Source organism: Arthrobacter sp. TmtSoilC79 (assembly GCF_059739405.1).
Genome location: NZ_AP046051.1, coordinates 321,921 through 346,776, shown reverse-complemented (window position 1 = coordinate 346,776; position 24,856 = coordinate 321,921). Strand labels below are relative to the sequence as shown.

At 64.1% G+C, this 24,856-nt stretch carries 25 protein-coding genes and 1 riboswitch; of the genes, 13 read left to right on the top strand and 12 right to left on the bottom strand.

Annotated elements, in window-relative coordinates; genetic code table 11:
• Positions 1-134 precede the first annotated feature (134 nt).
• A complete protein-coding gene (gene cycA / locus AC6JA3_RS01705; RefSeq protein ID WP_347782433.1) occupies positions 135-1,595 on the top strand; it encodes a D-serine/D-alanine/glycine transporter in 1,461 nt (486 codons plus the stop codon).
• Between the two features lie 83 nt (positions 1,596-1,678).
• Here cycA and AC6JA3_RS01700 read toward each other — a convergent pair whose 3' ends face one another.
• The 7 genes from AC6JA3_RS01700 to AC6JA3_RS01670 all read right to left on the bottom strand — a co-directional run bounded on the left by AC6JA3_RS01700 (position 1,679) and on the right by AC6JA3_RS01670 (position 9,644).
• Complete coding sequence (locus AC6JA3_RS01700; protein ID WP_347782432.1) at positions 1,679-2,437, bottom strand: iron ABC transporter ATP-binding protein; 759 nt, start codon at positions 2,435-2,437, stop codon at positions 1,679-1,681.
• On the bottom strand, positions 2,434-3,468 hold the full coding sequence (locus tag AC6JA3_RS01695) for an iron chelate uptake ABC transporter family permease subunit (RefSeq protein ID WP_347782431.1): 1,035 nt from the start codon (positions 3,466-3,468) through the stop codon (positions 2,434-2,436). Before AC6JA3_RS01695 ends, AC6JA3_RS01700 begins: the two co-directional genes overlap by 4 nt.
• Positions 3,461-4,468, bottom strand: a complete 1,008-nt coding sequence (locus tag AC6JA3_RS01690) for an ABC transporter permease (protein ID WP_347782430.1) — start codon at positions 4,466-4,468, stop codon at positions 3,461-3,463. Before AC6JA3_RS01690 ends, AC6JA3_RS01695 begins: the two co-directional genes overlap by 8 nt.
• Positions 4,469-4,494: 26 nt before the next feature.
• Positions 4,495-5,445, bottom strand: coding sequence for a siderophore ABC transporter substrate-binding protein (locus tag AC6JA3_RS01685; RefSeq protein WP_347782429.1), 951 nt, complete (start codon positions 5,443-5,445; stop codon positions 4,495-4,497).
• Positions 5,446-5,616: 171 nt separating this feature from the next.
• A complete protein-coding gene (locus tag AC6JA3_RS01680; protein WP_026542995.1) occupies positions 5,617-6,765 on the bottom strand; it encodes a mannitol-1-phosphate 5-dehydrogenase in 1,149 nt (382 codons plus the stop codon).
• Positions 6,765-8,855 carry a PTS mannitol transporter subunit IICBA gene (locus AC6JA3_RS01675; RefSeq protein ID WP_347782428.1) on the bottom strand — a complete coding sequence of 697 codons (2,091 nt, stop codon included), beginning with the start codon at positions 8,853-8,855 and terminating at the stop codon, positions 6,765-6,767. The genes AC6JA3_RS01680 and AC6JA3_RS01675 overlap by 1 nt, the downstream gene beginning before the upstream one ends.
• Positions 8,856-8,921: 66 nt before the next feature.
• Positions 8,922-9,644, bottom strand: a complete 723-nt coding sequence (locus AC6JA3_RS01670) for a TetR/AcrR family transcriptional regulator (RefSeq protein ID WP_014923084.1) — start codon at positions 9,642-9,644, stop codon at positions 8,922-8,924.
• A gap of 129 nt (positions 9,645-9,773) precedes the next feature.
• Between AC6JA3_RS01670 and ptsP the strand changes: the two genes are divergently transcribed.
• From ptsP to AC6JA3_RS01630, 8 genes are all read left to right on the top strand, one after another.
• Entirely contained in the window at positions 9,774-11,474 is a 1,701-nt protein-coding gene (ptsP, locus tag AC6JA3_RS01665) for a phosphoenolpyruvate--protein phosphotransferase (RefSeq protein ID WP_347782427.1), read from the top strand.
• A 30-nt stretch (positions 11,475-11,504) separates the two neighbouring features.
• On the top strand, positions 11,505-11,783 hold the full coding sequence (locus AC6JA3_RS01660; RefSeq protein ID WP_026548476.1) for an HPr family phosphocarrier protein: 279 nt from the start codon (positions 11,505-11,507) through the stop codon (positions 11,781-11,783).
• 122 nt (positions 11,784-11,905) lie between these two features.
• A complete protein-coding gene (locus AC6JA3_RS01655) occupies positions 11,906-12,325 on the top strand; it encodes a helix-turn-helix domain-containing protein (protein WP_026542999.1) in 420 nt (139 codons plus the stop codon).
• A gap of 80 nt (positions 12,326-12,405) precedes the next feature.
• Positions 12,406-12,657: a hypothetical protein gene (locus AC6JA3_RS01650; protein ID WP_026543000.1), complete on the top strand. Its 252-nt coding sequence runs from the start codon at positions 12,406-12,408 to the stop codon at positions 12,655-12,657.
• A gap of 3 nt (positions 12,658-12,660) precedes the next feature.
• Entirely contained in the window at positions 12,661-13,053 is a 393-nt protein-coding gene (locus AC6JA3_RS01645; protein ID WP_347782426.1) for a hypothetical protein, read from the top strand.
• The gene (locus AC6JA3_RS01640; RefSeq protein ID WP_347782425.1) at positions 13,040-13,699 is read left to right on the top strand and encodes a maleylpyruvate isomerase family mycothiol-dependent enzyme; all 660 of its coding nucleotides are present in this window, start codon (positions 13,040-13,042) and stop codon (positions 13,697-13,699) included. The genes AC6JA3_RS01645 and AC6JA3_RS01640 overlap by 14 nt, the downstream gene beginning before the upstream one ends.
• On the top strand, positions 13,699-14,529 hold the full coding sequence (locus AC6JA3_RS01635; RefSeq protein WP_347782424.1) for an alpha/beta fold hydrolase: 831 nt from the start codon (positions 13,699-13,701) through the stop codon (positions 14,527-14,529). Before AC6JA3_RS01640 ends, AC6JA3_RS01635 begins: the two co-directional genes overlap by 1 nt.
• A 160-nt stretch (positions 14,530-14,689) precedes the next feature.
• A complete protein-coding gene (locus tag AC6JA3_RS01630; RefSeq protein WP_026543004.1) occupies positions 14,690-14,953 on the top strand; it encodes a DUF6480 family protein in 264 nt (87 codons plus the stop codon).
• Between the two features lie 121 nt (positions 14,954-15,074).
• Here the strand turns inward: AC6JA3_RS01630 and AC6JA3_RS01625 are convergent, their stop codons facing one another.
• Positions 15,075-16,139, bottom strand: coding sequence for an ATP-dependent DNA ligase (locus AC6JA3_RS01625; RefSeq protein ID WP_347782423.1), 1,065 nt, complete (start codon positions 16,137-16,139; stop codon positions 15,075-15,077).
• A 45-nt stretch (positions 16,140-16,184) separates the two neighbouring features.
• Here AC6JA3_RS01625 and AC6JA3_RS01620 point away from each other — a divergent pair, with 45 nt between their 5' ends.
• A complete protein-coding gene (locus AC6JA3_RS01620; protein WP_026548481.1) occupies positions 16,185-16,415 on the top strand; it encodes a hypothetical protein in 231 nt (76 codons plus the stop codon).
• Positions 16,416-16,544: 129 nt separating this feature from the next.
• Positions 16,545-16,689, top strand: a riboswitch (cyclic di-AMP (ydaO/yuaA leader).
• 2 nt (positions 16,690-16,691) lie between these two features.
• Complete coding sequence (locus tag AC6JA3_RS01615) at positions 16,692-18,182, top strand: hypothetical protein (RefSeq protein WP_347782422.1); 1,491 nt, start codon at positions 16,692-16,694, stop codon at positions 18,180-18,182.
• A gap of 220 nt (positions 18,183-18,402) precedes the next feature.
• Here the strand turns inward: AC6JA3_RS01615 and AC6JA3_RS01610 are convergent, their stop codons facing one another.
• Complete coding sequence (locus AC6JA3_RS01610; protein WP_347782421.1) at positions 18,403-19,620, bottom strand: PucR family transcriptional regulator; 1,218 nt, start codon at positions 19,618-19,620, stop codon at positions 18,403-18,405.
• Positions 19,621-19,826: 206 nt separating this feature from the next.
• Between AC6JA3_RS01610 and ald the strand changes: the two genes are divergently transcribed.
• The gene (gene ald / locus AC6JA3_RS01605; RefSeq protein WP_347782420.1) at positions 19,827-20,945 is read left to right on the top strand and encodes an alanine dehydrogenase; all 1,119 of its coding nucleotides are present in this window, start codon (positions 19,827-19,829) and stop codon (positions 20,943-20,945) included.
• Positions 20,946-21,070: 125 nt separating this feature from the next.
• Here the strand turns inward: ald and AC6JA3_RS01600 are convergent, their stop codons facing one another.
• From AC6JA3_RS01600 to AC6JA3_RS01590, 3 genes are all read right to left on the bottom strand, one after another.
• A complete protein-coding gene (locus AC6JA3_RS01600) occupies positions 21,071-21,961 on the bottom strand; it encodes a hypothetical protein (protein WP_347782419.1) in 891 nt (296 codons plus the stop codon).
• Complete coding sequence (locus tag AC6JA3_RS01595) at positions 21,958-22,509, bottom strand: RNA polymerase sigma factor (protein WP_026543011.1); 552 nt, start codon at positions 22,507-22,509, stop codon at positions 21,958-21,960. The genes AC6JA3_RS01600 and AC6JA3_RS01595 overlap by 4 nt, the downstream gene beginning before the upstream one ends.
• A gap of 88 nt (positions 22,510-22,597) precedes the next feature.
• On the bottom strand, positions 22,598-23,317 hold the full coding sequence (locus tag AC6JA3_RS01590; protein WP_347782418.1) for a hypothetical protein: 720 nt from the start codon (positions 23,315-23,317) through the stop codon (positions 22,598-22,600).
• Positions 23,318-23,615: 298 nt separating this feature from the next.
• On the opposite strand from AC6JA3_RS01590, the gene AC6JA3_RS01585 reads away from it, so the two are divergent.
• Entirely contained in the window at positions 23,616-24,821 is a 1,206-nt protein-coding gene (locus tag AC6JA3_RS01585) for a WXG100 family type VII secretion target (protein WP_139183515.1), read from the top strand.
• Positions 24,822-24,856 lie beyond the last annotated feature (35 nt).

The window sequence follows — 24,856 nt, the reverse complement described above, 5'->3', positions numbered from 1 at the left end:
TCCTCTTTCCCACAAGAGGAGCTTTCGCCATGCAGACCGATTCGCCATTTGTCAGGCATTGGCTATAGCTTTATCGAACACATTTGTAACGGCCGTCACTATTGTGGCGGGTCCTTCGAAGGGTTCTTGAACTAATGTCCGATCAGACAACACAGGGGCAGCTCCGCGCCTCCAGCAGGGACAGCGAGCCCCACCTGTCACGCTCGCTCAGCAACCGCCACATCCAGCTCCTGGCAATCGGCGGCGCAATCGGCACCGGCCTGTTCATGGGCTCCGGCAAGACCATCTCCGTCGCCGGCCCGTCCGTGATCTTTGTGTACATGATCATCGGCTTCATGCTGTTCTTCGTCATGAGGGCCATGGGCCAGCTCCTGCTGTCCAACCTGAACTACAAGTCCTTCAGCGACTTCGCGGGCGACCTCTTGGGCCCGTGGGCGGGCTTCTTCACCGGTTGGACCTACTGGTTCTGCTGGGTGGTCACCGGCGTGGCGGACGTCATCGCGATCGCGGGCTACGCCGACGAACTTTGGCCGGGAATCCAGCTCTGGATCCCGGGCCTGGCAACCATCATCATCCTGCTCCTCCTGAACCTTCCCACTGTGAAGGCCTTCGGTGAGACAGAGTTCTGGTTCGCCCTGATCAAAATCGTTGCCATCGTGGCATTGATCGTGGTGGGCCTGGTGATGATTTTCACCGGCTTCCAGTCCAACGCGGGAACCGCAAGCTTCACCAATCTCTGGAGCCATGGCGGCTTCTTCCCCAAGGAATTCATGGGCTTCGTGGCCGGTTTCCAGATCGCCGTGTTCGCCTTCGTGGGCATTGAACTGGTGGGCACCGCAGCGGCTGAAACCAAGAACCCGGAGCACAATCTCCCCCGCGCCATCAATGCCATCCCCCTGCGCGTCATGCTCTTCTACGTCGGCGCCCTCATCATCCTCATGTCGGTCACACCTTGGACCGAGTTCAAGGCGGGCCAGAGCCCCTTCATCGCCATGTTCTCCCTCGCCGGTTTGGGAATGGCAGCCACCGTGGTCAACCTCGTAGTGCTCACCTCGGCCATGTCGTCGGCCAACTCGGGCATCTACTCCACGTCCCGCATGGTTTACGGCCTGGCCAACGACGGCGATGCGCCCAAGCTCTTCGGTCGGCTCTCCAGCCGCAAAGTACCCCAGAACGCCCTGTTCCTGTCCTGCGTCCTGCTGCTGGCCGGCGTCGCGCTTCTTTATGCGGGCAAGGACGTTGGAGTTGCCTTCGACATGGTGACCACCGTTTCCGCGGTCTGCTTCATGTTCGTCTGGTCGATCATCCTGGCCAGCTACCTCGTTTACCGCAAACGCCGCCCCGAGCAGCACGCGGCCTCACCCTTCAAGATGCCCGGCGGCATCCCGATGGTGTGGATTGTCTTCGCATTCTTCGCGTTCCTGGTTTGGGCGCTGACCACCCAGCCGGACACCCTCACAGCCCTGCTGGTAACGCCCATCTGGTTCGCCATCCTCGGCGTCGCTTACGCAGTGGTCCGCAGGTCGCCCCTGCATCAGGCCCGCGTGGCCGAATGGAAGGCGATGGCTGAAGCTGAAACCGCGGCAGCGCGCTAACCGCAAGAATAGAGAGTGAACGACGCCGGCACCCAGCTTGGGTGCCGGCGTCGCGCTCTTCTTGCAGCAGGGACAGAAACCCGTCAGGCGAAGTACACTCCGATGCGGTTGCCGTCGATCTCCTCAATCCGGATATCAATGTCATAGACGTCGTGCAGCATCCCCGCGCGCATGATTTCCGACGGCGTGCCCTGATGGATGAGCCTGCCGTTCTTCATGGCCAGGATGGTGTCCGAGTAGCAGGACGCGAAATTGATGTCGTGGACCACCAGCACGATGGTCTTGCCCAGTTCGTCAGCCAAACGCCGGAGCAACCGCATCATCTCCACCGAGTGCTTCATGTCCAGGTTGTTCAGGGGCTCATCCAGCAGCAGGTATTCAGTGTCCTGCGCCAGGACCATCGCGATGTAGGCACGCTGACGCTGACCGCCGGAGAGCTCGTCAACGAACTTGTCGGCCATGGATGTGAGGTCCAGCTGGCGGATCGCTTCGTCCACACGCTCAAGATCCTCCACGGTGGGCCGGCCGCCACTGTGGGGAAAGCGCCCAAAAGCCACCAGGTCGCGTACGGTAAGCCGCATCGTCAGGTGGTTTTCCTGCCGCAGGATGGCCATGGTCTTGGCCAGTTCCTTACTGGGGGTGGCCGTGACATCCAGTCCGGCAACTGAGACTCCCCCGGCATCCATGGGCTGCAGCCGGCTGATCAGGGAGAGAAGCGTCGACTTGCCGGCGCCATTGGGGCCGATGATGGACGTGATGCCGCCGCGGGGAATCTCGCAGGTCACATCGTCCAGCACGGTGGTGCCGCCGTAGCGCTTGGTCACGTTCCGGACGGTAATCATTTCAGCGAGCCTTTCAGCAACAGGTAAAGGAAGAGGATGCCGCCGGAGAACTCGATGATGACGCTCAGGGCAGTGGCAAAGCCGAACACGCGCTCCAGCAGCAACTGACCGCCCACCAGCGCAATGGCACCGATCAACACCACGATCGGCAGCAACCAGGCATGCCGGAAACCACGGCAGAGCTGATAGCCGAGGCTCACCACCAGGAGCCCGAAGAACGTCACGGGACCCACCAGGGCCGTGGAGATGGCAACCAGCAGTGAGCATGCAAGCAACACCCGCATCACCACGCGCTTGTGGTCCACGCCGACGTTGATGGCCACTTCCCGGCCCAGCGCCAGCACGTCCAGGGTGTGCCGCATGCGCCACACCCCGACGCATACCAGCGCAACCAGCACCGCGGAAACACCCAGCAGCCCCGGGTCCACGTTGTTGAAGCTGGCGAAGAACAGGTCCTGGAGGATGATGAATTCGCTCGGTTCCATGAGCCTCTGCAACAGCGAGGAGAAACCACGGAACAGCGTGCCAAGCACAATCCCCACGAGCAACAGCAGATGCAGGGACCTCGTGGCCCCGGTGAACATCCACCGGTAAAGGAACGCACTGAATCCCACCATCAGCAGGATCTCCACACCGAATTTGAGCGTGGACGGCGCGGTGGCCAACGTCGCGGCCCCGGCAACGAAAGCCAGCGCGGTTTGCACCAGGATGTACAGGGAGTCGAAGCCCATAATGGACGGCGTCAGGATCCGGTTGGCCGTCACGGTCTGGAAAAGCAGCGTGGACACTCCAACCGCCACGGCTACCAGCAGCATCGCTGAGACCTTGATGGCCCGGCGCGGCAGGATGTATGCGATGTTGCCTTTGAGGTCGGTGGTCAGGAAAACAGCAACAAGCACGACGGCGGCAATCGCCAGGATGGCGATCACCAGTCCCGGCGGGGTGCTTCGTACGGTTGCGCGCAGGCGGGCCACCACGGAAACGGGCGCGAGTGGCTTCAGGGGCGCCGGCGTCACGGAAGTTTCAGGCATTGCGTTTCCTCAACAGCAGGAAGAGAAACAAGATGGCACCCAGGACGGACATGACCATGCCCACAGGAACCTCATAGGGGAACCGGATGGTCCGGCCAATGATGTCGCACACCAGCACGAACGCCGCCCCGAAAAGCGCGGTCCAGGGAACGGCACGGCGGAGATTGTCGCCGAACAGCAGGGAAACAATGTTGGGGACCACCAGGCCGAGGAACGGCACAGCGCCCACAGTGGTAACCACAACCGCTGAGATCAGCGAGACGATCATCAAGCCGAGCCGCATGGTGCGGGCGTAGTTCAGGCCGAGGTTGGTGGTGAAGTCCTGGCCCATGCCGGCCACGGTGAAGCGGTCGGCGGCAAGGAGGCCCACCAACACCAGGACAGCCACGATCCACAGCAGTTCGTACCGGCCGCGCAGCACCCCGGAGAAGTCGCCGATCATCCAGTTGCTGAGCGTCTGCAACAGGTCAAAACGGTAGGCGAAGAACGTAGTGACGGCCGCGATGATGCCGCCCAGCATGATGCCTACCAGCGGAATCAGCAGGGTATTCCGGGCCGGAAGCCTCCGGAGGATCGCCAGGAACAGGGCTGTGCCCAGGACGGCGAACACGGATGCCACGATCATCTTGGTCAGAATCGGTGAGTCCGGGGCAAGCACGGTGACCACCAGGATGCCGAGAGTGGCCGATTCCACCGTGCCCACAGTGGACGGCTCAACAAAGCGGTTCCGGGCCATGAGCTGCATGATCAACCCGGCAACGGCGACGGCCATCCCGGCCAGCACCACAGCCAAGGTGCGTGGCACCCGGGAGACCCAGAAGATCTCCCAAGCACCGGCGTCGTTCGCCAGCAGGGCCGGCAACGAAACGTCGCTGACCCCGACGAAGATACTACCCACCGCAATCACCAGCACAACGACGGCAGCCGCAACCAGGCGGGCGGTTTCGCCAGTCCGGTTGCGGCTTCCTGCTGCCGTGGGGCGCACGGCCGTAGTTGTCACGTCAGGATTTCAGGTGAAGCGGAAGGTCAGGCGACGGAGTCGGCCACTGCGGTGACCATGGCCTGGACGTTGTTCAGGCCGTAGCCAACGATGTACCAACCAGCGGGATCGAGGTTGACGATCTTGTTGTTCTTGGCGGCGTTGGTGGACTTCACGAGCTCGTTGTCCAGGATGGGGTTGGCTGTGGAGCCGGCGGTGCCGATCGCGGTATCGCGGTTAATGACGTAGAGGATGTCCGGGTTGGTTTCCTTGATGTACTCGAAGGAAACAGCCTCACCGTGGGAGCCCTCGGCCTTGACGTCGGCCGCAGTGGGGACGCCCAGGACGTCGTGGATGATGCCGAAGCGTGAGCCCGCACCGTACGCGGTGACTTCGCCACCGGAGGTCAGGACGATCAGGCCCTTGCCGGCAGAGGTGGCCTTGGTCTTGGTCTCAGCCACCGTCTTATCTACCTCTGCAAGCTTGGAGGCGACTTCGTCTTCCTTCTTGAAGATCTTGCCGAGCTTCTCGGTCTGGGCCTTGAAGCTTTCCATCGGCTTGGCGGCGTCAACGGAGAGATCGATGGTGGGGGCGATCTTGCTCAGTTCCTCGTAGGCGCCGGCGGTGCGGCCGGAGACGATGATGAGGTCCGGAGCTGCTGAGCTGACGGCTTCGAAATCGGGCTCCTTCAGCGAGCCAACCTTGGCGTACTTGGCGTCGGAGAACTTCTTGAGCGCTTCCGGGTAGCTGGCTTCGGGAACGCCGGTGGGTTCGACGCCGAGCGCGGTCATGGTGTCCAAAACGCCGAGATCGAAAGTAACAACCTTGGCCGGGTTCACGGGAACGTTGGACGTTGAACCTTGGGCGTGTTCAATCGTGATGGTGCCGGCTTCCCCGGGCTGCGAAGACGCCGTCGCCCCGCCTCCACACGCCGTAACGGTCAGCAAGGCAGCGCCTGCAGCCAGTGCCCCAATGTAGCTCGACAGCCTCTTTTTCACGCCGGTACTCCACTCACTAATAAGTCATACATGTGTTACCTAATTGCTTTTGACTCTATTAGTAAGGTGAGGCTAACTTCAAAACCGAAAGGCCCTCCAGCGGGTGAAAGTGACCGAAGTCACGCGTTTTTCTCCCGCTGGAGAGCCTTTGTTACTTTTCGATCGTGGAGATCAGGACTCTGCCTGCCGATCCTCCACGAGCTTCTGGACGGCAGCGAACAGTGGGTGCGAGGCCGTCAGTTCCGTGATGCGTTCGACGGCGGCCGCAGCGTCCAGCGCGGAGAGCAGCTTTGCGAGCTCTACGGCCTCGTCGTCGTTGGCATCGTCGAAGCGGAGGGCAGCCGACATCGCCTCAAGAAGTGCCACCGGTGTCACGCCACGCTCGGCCAACTCCGCGGCAGGACCAACAAAGCGCTCATGCCGGCTGAGCTTCCGCAAGGGCGCCCTGCCCACGCGGTTCACCGTGTCCGGCAGATGCGGGTTGGTGAAGCGGGAAAGGATTTTCTGGACATAGGCCTCCTGCTCCGCCTCAACAAACCCATGCTTGGCAACCAGCAGTTCCTTGGTTTCCTCCAGCACTGCGCGGACCTTCGCTGCAACAGACGGATCCGCCATGGCATCGGAGATCTTCTCAAGCCCGGCCTGGTACCCGAAGTACGCGGCCGAAGCATGGCCGGTGTTGACCGTGAACAGCTTGCGCTCAATGTATGGACCAAGCTCGTCCACGAACGTGGCGCCCGGGATCACCGGCGCGTTGCCACCAAACGGAGTCCGGTCAATGACCCACTCGTAGAACGTCTCCACCGTGACGTCCAGGCCCTGGCCCGGCGCCTGGTTGGGGACAATGCGGTCCACCGCCGTGTTGGCGAAGACTGCGAGCGCGTCCAAGTCGCCCGCGGAGTCGTCCCAGGCCGCACGGATTTCCGTGTGCAGGAGATCCGTAGCGTTAATGGCGTTCTCGCAGGCCATGACCTGCAATGGCGGCAACTCCGGGGAGCGGGCGGCCAGTCCCCTGGCGATCACCGGTGCCACGAACTTCAGGATGTGCGGTCCCACCGCAGTGGTGACCACATCCGCCGTCGAGATTTCCTCCACAACGGCGACTTCCTGCGAACCCGAGTTAAGGGCGCGGAAACCTGTGACGGTCTTGACCGCCGGGTTCTCGCCAACCTCGTGGACGTCATAGCTGCTTGCCGCCGCGAGCTGGCTGATCAGCGCGTCCGCGACATCGGCGAACACCACCTCATAGCCGGCTTCGTGAAGCAGCAGCCCCACGAAGCCACGCCCGATGTTGCCTGCCCCAAAATGGACTGCCTTCACTATGCGTTGACCTTTCCGAACAGCTCCAACACTTCATCAACCGTGGTTGCTTCCTCCAACTGGGCCACCTGGGCCTTGTTGGTGAAGATCTTGGCGATCGAGGACAGGATGTGGAGGTGTTCATTGTTGAGGCCGGCCACGCCAACCACGAACTTCACTTGCTTGCCGCCCCAGTCGATGCCCTCCGGGTAGCGGATGATGGACACGGCCGAGTGGTTGATGTGCTCCTTGGCATCGTTGGTGCCGTGAGGGATCGCCAGGAAGCTGCCCATGTATGTGGACACGGATTCCTCGCGCTCGTGCATGGCGTGGACGTAGCTGACATCCACGGCACCGCGGTCAAGCAGGAGCTTGCCCGCCTCGTCGATCGCAGCATCACGGTCCGTTGCGGTTCCGTTCAGGACCACGCTTTCGCGGAGCAGGACACCTTTACCTTCAGCTTGAGCGCCTGCTGCTTGAGCGCCGTTTGCTTGCCCCCCGACGCCGACAACCGGTTCAGCGGCATGCGCACCGTGCGTCGCGGCTGCTGCGGAGGCAGTTGCACTGGCGGGCTGGGCAGCGGCTGCGGGTTCCGCCGTCGTGCCTGACGCTGTGGCGTCAGTGTTGCTGCTGCGGACCAGCTCAACAATGTCGTCATACTCGGGGCTGTTCATGAAGTTGTCCACCGAGTAGTGGATGGCACTGGCCGTCCTCGGCTGGGCTCGTTCGGTCAGGTCCTGGTGGGTGACCACAACGTCGTAGCTGTCGCTGAGGTTCGCGATGGCCGAGTTGGTGACTTTGACGTCCGGGAAGCCGGCCGCCTTGATCTTGTTGCGCAGCACCGAGGCGCCCATGGCACTTGAACCCATGCCGGCGTCGCAAGCGAACACGATGTTCCGGACCGGGCGGGTGAGGACGGTGCCCTCACCCTGGGCTGCAGCCCTGTCGCCTACCAATGCTGAAGAGACCGAGCTCTTCTTGCCCTTCATGGCCTCCATGCGGGATGTGGCGGCGGAGAGGTCATCCTCGCCCTTGTTCTTGGACGTCCGCAGAATCAGCGAAGCGATCAGGAAGGACACGGCAGTGGCCAGGACAACCGCCAGGATGACGCCGACGTAGCTGTCGCGGGAGGTCTGGGCAATGACCGCGATGATGGAACCCGGAGCAGCAGGTGCCACGAGTCCGGAGTTGGTGATGGCCAAGGTGGCGATGCCCGTCATGCCACCGCCGATCGCGGCGAGGATGAGGATGGGCTTCATCAGGACGTACGGGAAGTAGATCTCGTGGATACCACCGAGGAAGTGGATGATCGCGGCACCGGGTGCCGAAGCACGGGCAGCTCCACGGCCGAAGAACATGTACGCCAGCAGGATGCCCAGGCCCGGGCCGGGGTTGGCTTCGAGCAGGAACAGGATGGACTTGCCCTGGTCCAGCGACTGCTGGATGCCCAGCGGAGTCAGCACACCGTGGTTGATGGCGTTGTTGAGGAAGAGGACCTTGGCTGGTTCGATGAAAATGCTGGTCAGCGGCAGGAGGCCGTTGTCCACCAGGAACTGGACCACGGAGCCGGCGCCGGCCGTGAAGGCCTTGACCACGGGCGTCAGCCCGTAGAACCCGAGCAGGGTCAGGATTCCGCCCCAGATACCGGCAGAGAAGTTATTGACCAGCATCTCAAAACCGGGCCGGATCTTGCCGTCCCAAATGCCGTCGATCTTCTTCATGGTCCAGCCGCCCAGCGGGCCCATGATCATGGCGCCAATGAACATGGGGATGCCGGTACCGACAATCACGCCCATGGTGGCGATGGCACCCACCACGCCGCCGCGAACGTCGTAGACCATCCGGCCGCCGGTGTAGGCAATCAGGAGCGGAAGCAGGTAGTTGACCATGGGGCCCACAAGGCCCACGTGGCCAACACCTTCGGCGTTGGTCCCATAACCGCCAAGCTCCGGGACCGGAATCCAGCCCTTTTCGATGAACAGGGCTGTGATGAGGCCCCAGGCGATGAAGGCACCAATGTTCGGCATGATCATGCCGGACAGGAATGTCCCGAACTTTTGGACACCAACACGGGCGCTGGTGCGGGGCTTCGCAACGGTCTCTGTTGCCATGTGAATTCCTAACGTGTGTCCCGCTGCGGCGCGGGGTCAGTCGATATAGATCGAGAGAGAACAGCCTTAGGAGCTGCTGGAAATGCGGTGAAGCCACTCAAGGAACAGCTTCAATTCAGAGCTGGAAAGTTGGTCTGAATGTGAGGCCTGCAGTGCCGCATTCAGGGCGATTGCCGCAACAACCACGGACGATTTACCGGAATCGTCCGCCGCGGCGCCACGGGCAGTGTCCGTGGAGACAGCAAAAATCATGGAATCCCGGGTCATCGTTGAGAGCTCGAGGTTCCTTTCTTCCACCGGTTCAGCGATCAGCATGAGCGTGACGCCCACGTTGGCGGCCAGAATGCTGCGTGCCGCTTCGCGGGGCGGCACGTTGATCTGGCCGGAGATAGCGGCCTTGTTCAGCATCTCTTCCAGAAGCGCTTCAGCATCGGCCACGATCGCTGGGCGGCTTTCCGGCCTGATGTTGCCGAACATCACCAGATACAGATGGGGTTGGCTCAGCCCAAACTGGACGTGGTTGTCCCACATCCGCCGGACGTCTTCCAAGGGCTCCCCGGACGGTGCAAAATCCCGCTCCCCCGCCACATACTCTTCAAATCCGGCTGATACGACGGCGTCGAACAAACCCTCTTTGTCTCCGAAGTGGTGGTAGAGCGTGGGCGCCGTGACCCCGGCAAGCTTGGTGATCTGGCGCGTTGAGACCGCTGACCCCTCCGAGTTCGCCAGCAACTCGGCAGCTGCGCGAAGCAACCGAATTTTAGGCGGAAGCTGGTCATCGAAACTCATAACCGCTACCCTAGCACCTATAGCGTTGCTATATGAAGTGGCTCACAAAGGAATTTTGTAGGCTAGTTTTCGAGGCTCCCGGTGCCGTCGCCGGCGGGCCTGAACCAACAAGCAGGAACAGAGGATTCAGTGCAGAATTTCCAAGGAGTAGGGGTAAGCCCTGGCCGCATCATTGGTTCCGTCCGCCAGATGCCCAAGCCGGTGAGCGAACCGCAGTCGGGCGAGCGGTTGGGTGCGGACGTCAGTCCGGAGGACGCCGTCGCCGGCTTGAAAGCCGCCGCGCAGTCAGTCCACGACGAGCTCAAGGCACGTGCGGACAGCGCTTCGGGCGACGGCAAAGCCGTCCTCGAGGCCACCGCGCTCATGGCCAAGGACACCATGCTCCTGAAATCGGCCAGCAAACTCATCAACGCCGGATCCTCGGCTGAGCGGGCCATCTGGGAAGCCGGCGCCTCGGTCTCCGAGATGCTGCACAACCTTGGCGGCTACATGGCCGAGCGCGCCACGGACGTCCTGGATGTGCGCGCCCGGATCGTGGCCGAGCTCCGCGGAGTTCCTGCTCCCGGCATCCCCGCCTCGGACACGCCTTTCATCCTGGTGGCCGAAGACCTCGCCCCCGCCGACACCGCAACGCTGAACCCCGCGGTGGTTCAGGCACTGGTCACCTCCGGAGGCGGCCCGCAGTCCCACACAGCCATCATCGCGCGCTCACTCGGCCTGCCCGCAGTGGTTGCGGCGCACGGTGTTGATGACATTGCGGACGGAACAGAGATCTACGTGGACGGCGCGGCAGGTTTCGTGGCCGTCTCGCCCACCGAAGAGCACCGCACTGCCGCTACGGCCTGGGCGGAAACGTCCGCAACCCTTGCATCCTTCGACGGTAACGGCACGACGGCGGACGGCCACCTGGTGCCGCTGCTCGCCAACGTCGGTGGGGCCAAGGATGCCGTAGCCGCAGCCGGTTTGGGCGCCCAGGGAGTGGGCCTGTTCCGCACGGAATTCTGCTTCCTGGAACGCGACACCGAGCCGTCAGTGGATGAGCAAGCGGCAGCCTACAAGGCCGTTTTCGATGCATTCCCGGGCAAGAAGGTTGTCCTGCGCACCCTCGACGCCGGCGCCGACAAACCCCTCCCCTTCCTCACCGATGCCACCGAACCCAACCCTGCACTGGGCGTTCGCGGCTATCGCACCGATTTCACCACGCCCGGCGTCCTGGAACGCCAACTGGAGGCAATTGCCCGGGCTGCTTCGGAATCCGAGGCCGATGTGTGGGTCATGGCCCCCATGATCTCCACGGCTGCCGAAGCCGGACGTTTCGCCTCGCTCTGTGCCGCCGCTGGAATCCAGACGCCCGGCGTCATGGTGGAAGTTCCCTCCGCTGCACTGACTGCCGCCACCGTGTTGCGGGAAGTCGGGTTTGCCTCGCTGGGAACCAATGACCTCACGCAATACGCCATGGCCGCCGACCGCCAACTCGGCCCCCTCGCCGAGCTCAACACGCCGTGGCAGCCGGCCGTGCTTCGGCTGGTGCAGCTCACTGTTGAAGGTGCTTCCCAGGAGAGCACGGGCCGGGAAGGTGATGCGAAGCCGGTCGGCGTCTGTGGTGAGGCAGCCGCGGACCCGGCACTCGCCGTCGTTCTTACCGGTCTGGGCGTCACCACCTTGTCCATGACCGCTCGCTCGTTGGCAGCGGTCGGGACCGTGCTGAAGACTGTGACGTTGGAGCAGGCGCAGGAACTCGCGCAGCTCGCTTTGTCTGCGCCGAGTGCTCTTGAGGCCCGCGATTGGGTCCGCGCAAAACTCCCCGTGCTCGAAGAGCTCGGCCTCTAACCTCTGTTTGTTTCCGTCGAAGGAGAAACCATGCCCGAACGCACAGCCACCATCGCCAGCCGCTCCGGACTGCATGCCCGCCCGGCCGCCTTGTTTGCCGAGGCCGCCGGCGAACAGCCCGTGGAAGTCACCATTGCCATGCAGGGTGAACCTGCCGAAGACGCCCTCGACGCCGCCAGCATCCTTTCGCTCATGACACTTGGCGCTGCGAAAGGCGATGTGGTGGTGCTGCGGGCCGAGGGGGACGGCGCGGACGACGCGCTGGACGCACTGGTGAAGCTCCTGGAGACGGACCTGGACGCGGAGTAGCGGGGGCTCGTTGCTGCCCCTGGGCCGCACGTTTCGATGGTTCCCTGCCAGCAATGCCGCGCGCACGGCATGGCCAGCAGGGAACCCCCGAAATGGGCGGCCGCGCACGCTAGGCTTCTGCCATGGCATTGATAGCTCCCCGCATCACAGCAGGGCTCCCCGCCGACGACGCCCGGAACCTGGCGCGCTCCCTCCAGGACAGCAACGACATCACTGTGTTCGTGGACGGCACGGTCCACCGCCTCCCCGATGAGGCGAGGGACGCCGTCGTCGACCTCCTTGCGCGGCTGGGCCGCGGCGAAACCGTGACCGTCAGCAGCGTGGAGGAAATGCTCACCACTTCGCAGGCCGCGGAGCTCGCCGGCATCTCCCATACCTACCTGCGCAATATGACCGATCGCGGCGAAATCCCCGTGGAATACCGTGGGACGCACCGACGGATCCGGCAGGCGGCCATCATGGCGTGGCTGGAAACGCAGAAGGCGAAACACTCCGAAGCAGCAGCCGGCCAGCCCGGGGAGAACGACTCCAGCGCCGACTGATGGTTGCGGAGTGATAAGGATCAAGCAACGATCCCAGCCAACGGACCAGCACCCCTTAAAGCCGGGGTTACGCTTGATCGGTGGGCAATTTCAAGGGGTGGCATATCGTGGCCGGGTTGGCCGCCATGGCCCTTGCCGCACCCTTGGGCTCTGCGATGGGATTGAACTTCGTGGCAACCTTCATGTTTGCCTGCACAGTCTTCGTGGCAGTAGCCATGTGGACGGAATCAAAAATCGCACGACGCCGGGACGCCGCCAACGCTTCCGCCGCGCCTGAGGCTGCGCAGCCGGCGGCAGACCCCAGCGAATCCGACGACGCCACCAGGGAATAGCCTTTGCCGTCGGGGAAAAGCGCAAAGTACTCCGAGTGGCCCTGGAACCGCCCCTGGCCTTGGCTCCTTTTCATCGCTCCAACCGGCCTGCTCCTCGGGACGATCTGGATGTACACGGGAGGCTGCGGCCAAGCGGTGGGAACCGGGGAATTCGATTCCTGCCAGTCCGCTCCGTTCCTCGGTTATCCGGTGACCTGGACTGCCACGGCAGCCATGGCATTGTTCCTTGCCTGGAGCCTCGTGGGGCTGGGCAAGGCGCTGCGGTATTCCCGCAAGCCCTCCCGGGACCGGGTTTTCCCTGAACCGCGCCTTCCTGAACCGCACCTCCCTGAGCAGCGGCTTCCTGGAACCACCGGACACAGAGGCAGCTCCAAGCCGGACCATGGGGTTCAATAGCGGTATGGCCCTGACCTCACCCTCCGACGTGTGGCCCGTGGTGCACGAGGAACGTCGTGCACTGATCCGGGATCTCGAACCACTTCAGCCCTTCCAATGGAAGACGCCATCCCTTTGCCCCGGCTGGGACGTCCATGACGTCCTGGCGCACGTGATCGACAGTGCCAAGACCACCCGGCTGGGCTTCATCCGCCGCATGATTGCCGCCCGGATGGATTTCGACCGCGACAACGCCGTGGGAGTTGAGCGCGAACGGACCCTTGACCCCGGCACCACGTTGGTCCGGTTCCAGGCAGTGGTTTCCCGCACTTCCGGACCCCCGGCAGGTCTGGCTACCCGGCTGGTGGAAGCATTCGTCCACGGCGAAGACATTCGTCGTCCGTTGGGGCTGCGCCGACACTACCCGGCGGCGCACGTGGCCACTGCCCTGGAATACCAAGTGCGGACCAGCACCAAGATGGGCGGAGGCAAGGAAGTGGCCGAGGGCTGGCGCCTGGTGGCCAATGACGCGGCTTTCGATCACGGAGAGGGCCCGGCCGTTGAAGGACCAGCCATAGCCCTGTTGCTTGCCGTGTCCGGCCGCCCGATCGGGACGGACGAGCTTAGCGGCCCCGGCGCTCCGGTATTCCTGCAGCGGCAGGCTTGATGAAAACGCACGCAACTGCGGAGGCTTTGCTCTCTGCCGACGTCGAGGCTTTGGGCCTGAAGGGGCGGATCCTCTGGGCCAAGGGAACACCGCCTCCAGGGTCCGGGCTTGATGCAGGCACCGGACCGGTGTCCAGTCCCGACGAGCCCGTATACATCCTGATCCATGGGATCGGAGTTTCGCACCGGTACTTGGCCCGGCTCCACACCGTCCTGGCAGCGGGTGCACCCACGTACTCGCTGGACCTGCCCGGATTCGCCGGGACCCCGAAGCCCGGGAGGCAGCTCTCCGTGGAGGACTACGGCGCCTTCATCGCCGGGGCCCTGGCATCCTGCGGTATCAGTTCCTACGTATTGGTGGGGCACTCCATGGGCGTGCAGTTTGCCATCGCAGCGGCACTGCACTCGCCTGAGCAGGCACGGCAGGTGGTGCTCATGGGGCCGGTGGTGGATTCCCGGCACAAGAACGTTCGCCGGCAGTCCTTGGCGCTCTTCCTGGACGGACTGCTCCGGGAGAGCCCGTCGTCCAATTGGATTGTCATCTCCGATTACTTCAAGTGTGGTCCGCGATGGTACCTCACGGAGCTTCCGGTCATGATGGGTTACCCCACGGAGAAGCGGCTGACCGGCATCAAGGTGCCCGTCCTGATCCTGCGGGGAAGCCGCGACCACGTGGCTGGGCCGGAGTGGTCGCTCCGGCTTTCCAGGGCAGTTGCGCAGGGGCGATTGGTGGAGATTCCCGGCGTTGGCCATGTGGCCCAACACATGCGACCCAAAGCCGTGGCCGACGCCATCCGGAGTTTCGTCGCCGCCACAACGCCGCACCGCTAAGCGCTGACGCGCTGATGCTCTATCGCTCAAATGCGCTGACGCGCTAATGCACTGACCCACGACGCCGGCGCCTGGCTTGGGCGTGCTTGTTGAGTCCGCTCCTCCCGGCTAGGCTGGCAAAGCAAGCGCATTAGTAAGTTTGCTTACGAAAGGGCTGATTGTGACTGATAAAGACTCAAATGAGGAAACCCAGGGCTTCGGAGCAACCGGCGCTACAGGGCCGTTCGACACGACCGCCGACGCCGATAGCATCCACGAGGATCCTGACATGCGCCAGGACGAGGACGACGATCCCGCCGCCTCTGCCAACCCCGATCCCCTCGATGGGAACGTCACCGGCCTGGAACCTGGCGGTGGAGTGCCGCCGGGAGAAACCCCGCCGGCCGAGGGCAGCATGAGCAGCGATCAAGGACACGAAGAGTAACGCTCCGCCTCGGCTGAACGGCCAGGCTGAAAGTCCAAGCGGGACGTCCATGCAGGCCAGCCAAGCGGAACGTCCATGCAGGTCGGCTGAGCGGGTCGGCTGCGCAGTCCGGGCAGGCCAGCTACGGCAACCTCAGGATCTCCCCGAGGTCGTACGCAGCCGGCTCTTCCAGTTGTGAGTAGGTGCAGCTTTCGGGGGTCCGGTCCGGCCGCCACCTGCGGAACTGGGTGGTGTGCCGGAACCTGTCCCCCTCCATGTAGTCGTACGCCACCTCGATCACCAGTTCGGGACGCAATGGCACAAAGGAGAAATCCTTGCCTCCGCTCCACCGGCTTTGGGCGCCCGGCATCCTGGACCCCGCAACACCCTCACCCTGGCTGGCCCACTCGCCCCACGGGTGCTCGCTGAGGTCCACCTGGTAAGGCTCAAGCTCTGCCACCAGGCTTTCCCTCCTCGCCATGGGGAAGGAGGCAACCACCCCGACGTGCTGGAGTTTGCCGGCGTCGTTATAAAGACCCAACAACATGGACCCCACGACCTTAGCGGTCTTGTGCCACCTGAATCCGGCCACCACGCAGTCGGCGGTGCGCTCGTGCTTGGTCTTGAACATCACGCGCTTGTTGGGCTGGTATGTCCCATCCAACGGCTTGGACAGGACGCCATCCAGGCCTGCGCCTTCCAATTGCACGAACCACTCCTGCGCCCGGTCGAGGTCGTTGACTGCGGGAGTGACGTAAACGGGCGGCTCTGCTGCCTTGAGCGCACGCTCAAGGATGGCGCGACGCTCCGAGAACGGCCTGCCCATCAGATCGTCGTCGCCGAGGGCAAGGATGTCGAACGCAACCATCGACGCCGGAGTCTTTTCGGCCAGCATCCTCACCCGGCTGTCCGCGGGATGGATCCGTTGCTGCAGGACCTCGAACTCAAGCCGGCTGCCCTCGATCAGGACAATCTCGCCGTCGATCACGCATTTGTCCGGGAGGTTCTTCCGCAGAGCTTCCACCAGTTCAGGGAAGTAGCGGGTCATGGGCTTCTCGTTGCGGCTGCCCAGGACGATTTCATCCCCGTCCTTGAAGACGATGGTCCTGAAGCCGTCCCATTTGGGCTCGTAGTGCCCAACGTCCGGGATGGCGGGGACGGATTTGGCAAGCATGGGCGAGACGGGTGGCATCACGGGCAGGTCCATAAACAATGTCTACCTGCCGGTGCACGCCGAAGCTAGTCTTAGGCGATGGATATCTTGGCCGTGTTGGCGGCCGTACTTGGAGTTCCCGCCCTCCTGGCCATGGCTTGGTACTGGGTTTCCCGGCAGAACCGCCGGGGTGTCAGGCGTGCCGCAGCCGGCGGGATGCTGGGAATCGCCGACGAGATCTTCCGACCGGAAACGCACCAGGCCCACCAGATCCAAAGGATCCAGCACGAGCTCCCGGCGCCCGCTCCGGCCCCGAAGCCTAAGGGCTAAGGCCCTCCCGCCTGCAGAGACCTACCGTCCGTTATATTAATGTGACTTTACTTTCCTGCTCATGTACCGTCGTAGGGCGACCCGTATGTCCGCTGGGCCGCTTCCGGAATGACGCCGAGCTCTGCCGCACTCCGGAATCCGCCAGACCCGCGGCAGAGGCGGGGGACCCACAAGTTCCCGGACTTTTCCAAGTCCTTGGGGTGAAGCCGCTACTGCGGCCGGACGGCCTCGTCCGAACCCGACAGCTAACCTCGAAGGCGTTGAGAGGCAACCACCATGTCCCCAACCATGGATCAGCCGCGCCGCGCCCGAATTGACGGCGAGCGCACCAAGCCAACCGGACGCCGTCGGGCCCAACCCAGCGGATCCGGTATCAGCCTGCAGCCGGATTCCGGCACGACCAGGACTGCCGCACCCGAAATTTCAGGCACGACGCCGGACGCCCCCGCTGCGGCGGCGCCTACCATCGCGACGCCCACCACGCGTGCGGCTGCGCGTGCAGCCGAGCGGGAACGGGCCGCGCAAGCAGAAGCCCGCGCATCCACCACGCCCGGGCCTCCGACAGCCGCCATTCCCATCGTCCAGGCTCCCAAGCAGCCGGCAAACCCCCTGACCACCACACCGGAGCCGGCCACAGCCGCCATTCCCATCGTCGAGGCTTCCGGGCAGCCGGCAAACCCCCTGACCACCTCGCCGGAGCCGGCCACGGCCGCCATTCCGATCGTCCAGGCTCCCAAGCAGCCGGCAAACCCCCTGACCACCTCGCCGGAGCCGGCCACAGCCGCCATTCCGACCGTCAACGCTCCCAAGCAGCCGGCAAACCCCCTGCCCACCACACCGGAGCCGGCCACAACCGCCATTCCACTGGTGTCCGCAGATCCGGCGCCTGAAGCCACCCCCGAATCCCACACAGTGCCTGTACCCGTCTCGGCTGCACCTGCTTTGCAGGCTCGCGCCACATCCCCGGCGCGGGTTGCTGCGGCAGCCACGGCATCGGCTTTCCTGGCAAGCCGAAAGGATGTTAGGGAACAGTCCGGCGTCACCGCTGGTTCACGCTCCGGGCAGGGTTCACGATCAGGGCTGGGCGGGTCCCCGCTTGGCCGGGAGCCCCAGGCAGTCCTGCAGAAGGCGGCTTCGGTCAAGCACATGAGCCAGCGCATGGCCGTAGTGGCAGGCGCGCTCGGCCTGGTCCTGACGGCCGGCACTGTGGGGCAGGCCCTTGAGTTGCCGTTCTTCGGCCAGGAGGCGCCCGCCCAGGAAGCCAGCGGTGCCGACAGGAATTCGGGTTCCGCATCACCAGCCCCCAGTGCTTCCTACTCCAGGGCTTCTTCTCCGTCTGCCTCAGCTGCTGCGACGTCAGCGGCCGGCCAACCGGCCACGGTTCCGGAGGCACCTGCGCCAGTGTCGCCGTCGTCCGTTCCCACGCCTAAGGTTTCCTTGGCTGACCCCGTCTGGGTCCCATCCGCAGTGCCGGCGACCATCGCTGCGGCACCGGGCACCAGTCAGGTACCCACGCCCTCGGCGCCTGCACCGGCACCGTCCGACGTGCCATCGGACACCATCACTACGCCGCCGGCCACGCCTGCGCCGACCACCCCGGCACCCACCACCCCTCCGGCTACCTCGACGCCCACGCCAACACCAACCCCTACCCCCACCCAGACCTCCAAGCCCAAGCCAACGGGCAAGCCCGGCGCGTCCACGCCGGCGCCCACGCAGTCTGCGCTCGACGAGATCCTTGACGCAGCAAAGGACGCCCTCAAATGAGCACGCGCCTGCCCCGCATCACCACCCACGCCGGATGGCACAGCCGGTACTGCAGCAGCAGCCGCACGGCCACGTTCCGGCGTCGGTTGGGCCGTTGGAGCTGCCAGCGCTTGGGGCGCTCGTAACGGGCACGGTTTAGCGCAGTTCACTGAGGCAGGCACCCACAATGGGTGCCTGCCTCAATCGCGTTCAGCGCCCCGTTCAGCGCCCCGTTCAGTGCTCAGATCCGCGGCCGGCCGGCCCATCGGCGGGCTTTCAAGGCGGCGTGCAGTTCGAGGCGGATCGAGCCGCTGAGTGGGTCAGCACCGATCAGCTGGCGGATCCGTCCCAGCCTGTTGTAGATGCTGCTCCTGTGGAGGTGAAGCTTGGCGGCGACGTCCTGTACTGAACCGTCGCTGTCATATAGCAGTTCCAGGACAGGCAGGAGTTCGCCGTTCTTGTCCTGGTCCTCCAGGGTCCGGAAGTGCACGGAGCCGGTGTCATCCCAGCCGCCCGGCGCCAGGAGTCGGTCGAAGAGCTGATAGACACCCACGTTCCGGCTGTCCACGAGCTCACCGAGAGGCCTGTCCACAGCTGCCGCCTGCGCCGCAACCTTCGATTGCCGGTACGCCCCCGCCAGTTGACGTATCACTTGGAACGGCTCGCTGATGCCCAGGATCACGCGGTCCACAGTCCGTCCGGCGCGCTTGGCGAGTTCCAGTTGGTAGTGCACCAGCACCTGCGCATGGTCCGCCCGGCCACCGGACTCGCGGAACAGCACCACTGAATGCGTTTCGGTTCCTGCGCTGAACAACGCGGCGTTGACACCGATGGTGGACTGCAGGGCGGCCGAACGGTGGGTCAGGGTCGCGGCGAGAGGATCGACGTCGGACCTCGCACCTTCCGCGTCCAGGATGGTCACCAGTTGCCACGGACCCCGGCCCTGGATTTCCTTCCACCCGGCCACGGCTGCCACGGCATTCGATTCACCACTACAGGCCGACAGGAACTCCTGCTCACGCCTGCGCCGGAACTCCGACTCTGCCGTATTGGAATCAAGGAGCAACCCCGCCAACAGGTCCAGCTCGTCACGCACGCCGGGCAACTCGGCGAGTATCGCCGTCGCGCTTTGCTCTTCAAGGTCCAGCTGGACCCACAAGTAGCCCACGCGGAATCCGCGCACCAGGAGCGGCACGCAGACCCGGCCCAACATCCCCAGTTCCTCGTTTGCGGGAACCACTACGGGACGCACAGCCGTGGCGATGCCGTGGGACAGTTGCCAGAGGCTGACATCGCCGGGGACGCGTTTGCTCAGCAGGAAGTTCACGCGGACGCGGTCGGCGTGGGATTGGTTGGAGCTGTAGGCGAGGAGGACGCCGTCGAGGTCTTCCAAGGAGAGGCCGCGGCCCAGCTTCAACGCCACCCGCTCGACGATCTGTTCCACGTCTTGCTGCATCACAGAAGCGTACCAACAGCAGGCGACACCTGACGCTCCATGGCTCGACAAATGTCGAGCTGCGGCAGCTCAGATCCTTGAATTTCCGGGAGTTTTACTTGCGCCCGCCTTGGAGCCCATGTCGCCTGCCTCACAGCCGGATTTATTCTGGAATCACAGCCCGCAACACATTTTTCGGCCGAAGAGGCCGCTAACGATGGAGCCCACAGATGATCATCGGCGTCCCCAAAGAAATCAAGAACAACGAATTCCGCGTAGCCATCACGGCCGCAGGTGTCCACGAATTCCGCACGAACGGACACACTGTTCTGGTTGAACGCGGCGCAGGCCTCGGCTCGGGCATCACGGACGAGGAATACTCGATCGCCGGCGCTGAAATCGTCAACGAGGCCGACGACGTCTGGGGCCGCGCGGACATGGTCATGAAGGTCAAGGAACCCATCGCGGCCGAATACCACCGCTTCCGCAAGGGCCTCATCCTCTTCACCTACCTGCACCTCGCCGCAGAGCCCGAGCTCACCGCAGAGCTCATCAACTCCGGCGTCACGGCCATCGCCTACGAAACCGTGCAGGAAGGCCGCACCCTGCCCCTGCTCGCCCCGATGTCCGAGGTAGCAGGCCGCTTGTCCGTCGTGGTCGGCGCTTCCTCGCTCATGGCTCCCGCCGGCGGCAAGGGCGTCCTCCTGGGCGGCGTACCGGGCGTCCGTCCGGCCAAGGTTGTTGTCCTCGGCGCAGGTGTTGCCGGAACCAACGCCGCCGCCATGGCCTTGGGCCTCGGTGCCGATGTCACCATCATGGACATCAACATCAACCGGCTGCGCGAACTCGACGCCCTCCACCAGGGCCGCCTGAAGACCGTTGCCTCCAACGCCTACGAGATCGAGAAGTCGGTTATCGACGCAGATCTCGTAATCGGCTCCGTCCTGATCCCGGGCGCCAAGGCACCCAAGCTGGTCACCAACGAGCTCGTCGCCCGCATGAAGCCCGGCTCGGTCCTGGTGGACATCGCCGTAGACCAGGGCGGCTGCTTCGAGGACACGCACCCCACCACGCACCAGGAACCGACGTACAAGGTCCACAACTCGATCTTCTACTGCGTTGCCAACATGCCCGGTGCCGTCCCGAACACCTCCACGTACGCACTGACCAACGTCACCCTGCGCTACGCCGTGGCACTGGCCAACCTGGGCGTCAAGGCAGCCTTCGACCGCGACCCCGCACTCGCCGCCGGCCTCAACATCGCCGCAGGCCACGTGGCACACCACTCCGTTTCCGAGGCGCACAACCTGCCCCTCGTCAACGACTGGCACAGCCTGGTTACCGCGTAACCTGAACCGCCAAGCACGACGGCGGGGTGAGGCTTCCACACGAAGCCGCACCCCGCCGTCGTGGTTTAACCCGCGCCAATGTGGCAGTTAATGCCAATGTTTCCGTCAAACATTGGCATTAACTGTCACTTCGCGGGGATGCCGGGGTTGGCCGGCGGCGAGGGAACCACATGGGTAGGAACAGTCACAGGGATGTCCGAGGGTCGGAGCTTGGCCGGATCAATCCCCGAGGGGTCGATCCCCGGCGGTGTTACGGGGACGACCGGCGTGGGGATGCCGCCGTTCCCAGGTTCGTGGGGTAACGGGTCCTTGGGTTGTTGAGGCGATGCTCCCCCACGGGGCGGCTGATGGGAATCCGGGACGGGGCTGCCGCCGGAATTCGGGGAAGCAGGTGCCGGGGCGGGCTGGTTCCGGTCGGGAATTGCAGGCTTTTCCTCAACAGTCGGGGCCGGGGTGGCGCCGGCCGGGCCATCCTGCTTTGGAGCATTGCCGGAACCAGGCGCGAGCTGTGAGACAACGGTGCCTATGGCTGCGCCCAGATGCTGGAAGGTACCCGGAATTCCGCCGTCGGACGCGGCCGCAGCAGTAGCACCACCGGCCAAGGACACCACAACAACAAGACTTGCGACAGCAGCGCGTCGCTTTGTCCGCCGCCGCGCAGCAAGTTCGTCGGCAGGGCGGTCGAAGGCAGGCGCCGGATCGGACGCAGGCGCCGGGTCAGCCACACGGGCCGGGTCTTCAACCGTGGCGAGTACCGTCGTCGGCGAGCCCGACGACGCAACGGGACCATCCGTCGTCGTGATTTCCTGGGTGGCTGCAACCTGGCCGCTGACCATGAGCGCACGAACAGCCTCGGACGGTGCAGGGACAGTGTCCGCCAGCGAACGGAGTTCCAGGAGTTCTGTGCGGAGTTCGGCGTCGCCGTCCAAACCGGAGTCGGACAGCAGGCGGTCTACGGCCTGCTGGTGTGCTGCCTGCTGGTGTCTGGGTCCGCGCGGCGGAAAGTGTTCGCTCATGATGTGCCGTTCGTTCGTTGTGCACGTTTCTTTAGTGCGCCCAAGGCCCGGCGCTGCAACTGCTTCACGGCGCCTTGGGATTTGCCCATGATGTCCGCTGTTTGTTCCACGGACAGGTCGGCGATGACGCGTAGGGCCAAGACCTCCCGGTAGTCGTCCGCGAGGTCGTTCAGGAGTTCCGTGACACCCAAACCGGAGGCCCGTCCGAAGGCTTGCTCTTCCGCCGACGGCGCACACCGCGAATCCAGTTCCGACTCGTAAGGTGTGGAGTCAGGCGTCCGTTCGCGTTTGCGGTAGTGGTCCACCATCCGGGCGTGGGCGATGGAGAACAGCAGCGTCTTGGCACCCTCAAGCCCGCCGTGGAGGGTTTCAAGCTTTGGATACAAGGCCAGGAACACGTCCTGGGTAACGGCTTCGGGATCATCCACGCCGCGGGCCCGGAGATAGCCGAAGACCGGCCCGGAGAAGCTGTTGTAGGCAGCCGTAAAGAGCAGCGCGGGGTCATCATGATCCGCCTGCAAATATTCGTCAGCCAAAGGGTCAAGCACCCGTGGACGCCTCCATCCCGCGTTACGAGGGCGGGGTTCCTTGCCCTAAGCCAAGGAACCCCGCCGTTAAACCGTAGCCGCTGCGCGTTTAGCGGACAGAATCGAGGGGCGCGCCCGGTGCCGCCGGAACGTCGCTCGGAACCTGCGACGGGAGACCCGGAGCAGCAGGCTTTTCCGGGACTGCGGGGGTGGCCGGCACGTCCGGCGTCGCAGGCACTGCAGGCTTGGCGGGGACGGCCGGTACCGCCGGCCTTGACGGGAGTACCGACGTCACGGAAGCATCGGCGTCGGCGTCTGCCTGGGCCGAACCGTTCGCCTTCGCATTAGCGGCCTTGCCGGCGTCAACTACTGCTTCGCAGTGCGCCTCCACTTTCGCTTCCCCGCCAGCAGCAATGGTCAGGGACTCGAAGCCCGGGACCTTTGCATCAGAGTTCAGGCCGCCGTTGAGGAACGCGGTGCACAGTCCGAAAGTCTCCGGCGATGTGGCCTCGTTGGCAGTGGCGTTCGCAGCGGAAACAGCGTCGGCAGCCTTTGCCTGGCCGGCTTCGGCGGCTTTTGTCGCCTTTGCCTGCGCGGCCCCGACGGCGTCAGTCGCCTTGGTGGTGGCGGTCCGGGCGGTCTCAGCTGCTTCAGCGGCCTTGCCGTCAACTGGAGCGGGCGCGCCAACGAGGTCATGTGCGGTCTGCTGGATTCCGGTGGGAAGCGCACCGTTGAAGGCAGCTACACCGGTTCCACCGGCAGCTACAGCTCCGGCGGCCAGGACGCCCGCGGCGACTTTGCTGGTGGCGAGGACAGTGAACAAGGACATAAAACCCTCCGACAAAATACTTGGGATTGCCCCGGCAGCGGTTGGGTCGCTGCCGGATGATCAGCGCGCGGGTGTGGCCCGCACTCCCCTTACATCGTTCTTGGGTGCGGCGAGGTTACGCCTTGTCAGAAACTGATTGTCAGCGCGCGGCGTCCCGCTCAGTTGTCCACACTGGCTAGATGTCCCCATGGCCGGGCCGGCTGCAGCCAACTATGCTCAGGAAAATGCTTGGGCCGTTGGTTTCCTGGCATTTGTATGTCACTACGTTCAGGGGATACGTGATGGGACTGGGTACCTAATGGGACAGGGATTGGTTGGCGCAGATGTCGGAGACCTCCGTCGTCTATCGGCCGTGATGGATGCTGAGGCAGAGAAGATCACGGATCTTCAACGGCAACTCACCGCCATGATTCAGAACGGAACGTATTGGCGCGGGAACGACGCCGAGCAGTTCCGCAGCAGGTGGCAGAGCGACCTCCACGGCCGGTTGAGTGCCGCAGCGGTTTGCCTCAAGGACAACGCCCGCGCCCTTAAGCGCAATGCAGACCAGCAGGAGCAGGCCTCAACAGGCGGCGCTGGAGGATCAACCAAGGGAGGGCCCTCGGACGGTCCTTTCAGGTTTACTCCAGACGGGCTTGGGTTCACTTTTGATCCCACCAGCTATGGCCCTGTCACCGTGGAGGGCAGCGGCTCCTTTGACAGCCAGGCAAAGGGCGAAACGCACGGCTCGCTTGGTCCGGGCGGGATCGAGGTGGGAGGTTCCGGAGAGGCTTCCACTGGAGGGGACATGACCTGGAAGGCGGAGTCCGAATTCGGGCCCGTCAAAACCACTGTCACCAACGAAACCTTTGTTGGCGCACGGGCCGAGGGTGAGTTCGGGGCCAGCGTGCCGTTCGGGCTGGGACTTCCCAACGCCCACGCCACGGGCGAAGCATTCGCAGGCGCAGAGAACGTAACCACTACCCGATCGGACTTCTTCGACGGATGGGTCACCAACACCTCAACCACCCGAATGATGACGGGAGTGGAGGCCAGTGCCCACGCCAACGCCAGCAGCCCGTTCCTGTTCTCCGCCGGTGGTGAGGGCTTTGCCGGTCAAAAGCTCACCATGGATAACAAGACCGACTTCGCAGGCGGCCTGTTCTCCCTGGGGCAGGGCGGAGAAATACGGGCAGGGGCCTGGGCCAGTGCCGGCGAAGGAGAGGTGACCGTCAAAGGCGGCGAGACCACCGGAACGGCGTTCAGCGCAGGCGCCGGAGCGGAACTGACCGGAAGCCGCTACGTGGAAGTCCTGGGCCAGACCCTGACCCTCAACGCAACAGTCGCTGCCGGAGCCGGCGAAAGCCACTTCTTCACAGCTTCCATGGACGAAGACGGACTCACCCTCGGCGCCGGTGCCAAGATCACCGCGGAGCTTGGCCTGGGAGCCGGGGGCCAGATCACCATCAGCCCGTCCGGCTTTGTGGATTCCGTGACCGGGTTCGTCGACTTCCTCAGCAAATAGCTTTCCTGTACTGACAGTGCTCCGAAAGGGCTCCC

Excerpts from the sequence above, each read along its gene's own strand:
- AC6JA3_RS01615 (WP_347782422.1), top strand. The coding sequence starts at position 16,692 with ATGTCCCCAACCATGGATCAGCCGCGCCGCGCCCGAATTGACGGCGAG.
- AC6JA3_RS01670 (WP_014923084.1), bottom strand. The coding sequence starts at position 9,644 with ATGAGTTTCGATGACCAGCTTCCGCCTAAAATTCGGTTGCTTCGCGCA.
- AC6JA3_RS01590 (WP_347782418.1), bottom strand. The coding sequence starts at position 23,317 with ATGTCCTTGTTCACTGTCCTCGCCACCAGCAAAGTCGCCGCGGGCGTC.
- AC6JA3_RS01635 (WP_347782424.1), top strand. The coding sequence starts at position 13,699 with ATGAAAACGCACGCAACTGCGGAGGCTTTGCTCTCTGCCGACGTCGAG.
- AC6JA3_RS01640 (WP_347782425.1), top strand. The coding sequence starts at position 13,040 with ATGGGGTTCAATAGCGGTATGGCCCTGACCTCACCCTCCGACGTGTGG.
- AC6JA3_RS01675 (WP_347782428.1), bottom strand. The coding sequence starts at position 8,855 with ATGGCAACAGAGACCGTTGCGAAGCCCCGCACCAGCGCCCGTGTTGGT.
- ald (WP_347782420.1), top strand. The coding sequence starts at position 19,827 with ATGATCATCGGCGTCCCCAAAGAAATCAAGAACAACGAATTCCGCGTA.
- AC6JA3_RS01700 (WP_347782432.1), bottom strand. The coding sequence starts at position 2,437 with ATGATTACCGTCCGGAACGTGACCAAGCGCTACGGCGGCACCACCGTG.
- cycA (WP_347782433.1), top strand. The coding sequence starts at position 135 with ATGTCCGATCAGACAACACAGGGGCAGCTCCGCGCCTCCAGCAGGGAC.
- AC6JA3_RS01695 (WP_347782431.1), bottom strand. The coding sequence starts at position 3,468 with ATGCCTGAAACTTCCGTGACGCCGGCGCCCCTGAAGCCACTCGCGCCC.
- AC6JA3_RS01660 (WP_026548476.1), top strand. The coding sequence starts at position 11,505 with ATGCCCGAACGCACAGCCACCATCGCCAGCCGCTCCGGACTGCATGCC.
- AC6JA3_RS01625 (WP_347782423.1), bottom strand. The coding sequence starts at position 16,139 with ATGGACCTGCCCGTGATGCCACCCGTCTCGCCCATGCTTGCCAAATCC.
- AC6JA3_RS01600 (WP_347782419.1), bottom strand. The coding sequence starts at position 21,961 with ATGAGCGAACACTTTCCGCCGCGCGGACCCAGACACCAGCAGGCAGCA.
- AC6JA3_RS01585 (WP_139183515.1), top strand. The coding sequence starts at position 23,616 with ATGGGACAGGGATTGGTTGGCGCAGATGTCGGAGACCTCCGTCGTCTA.
- AC6JA3_RS01620 (WP_026548481.1), top strand. The coding sequence starts at position 16,185 with ATGGATATCTTGGCCGTGTTGGCGGCCGTACTTGGAGTTCCCGCCCTC.
- AC6JA3_RS01655 (WP_026542999.1), top strand. The coding sequence starts at position 11,906 with ATGGCATTGATAGCTCCCCGCATCACAGCAGGGCTCCCCGCCGACGAC.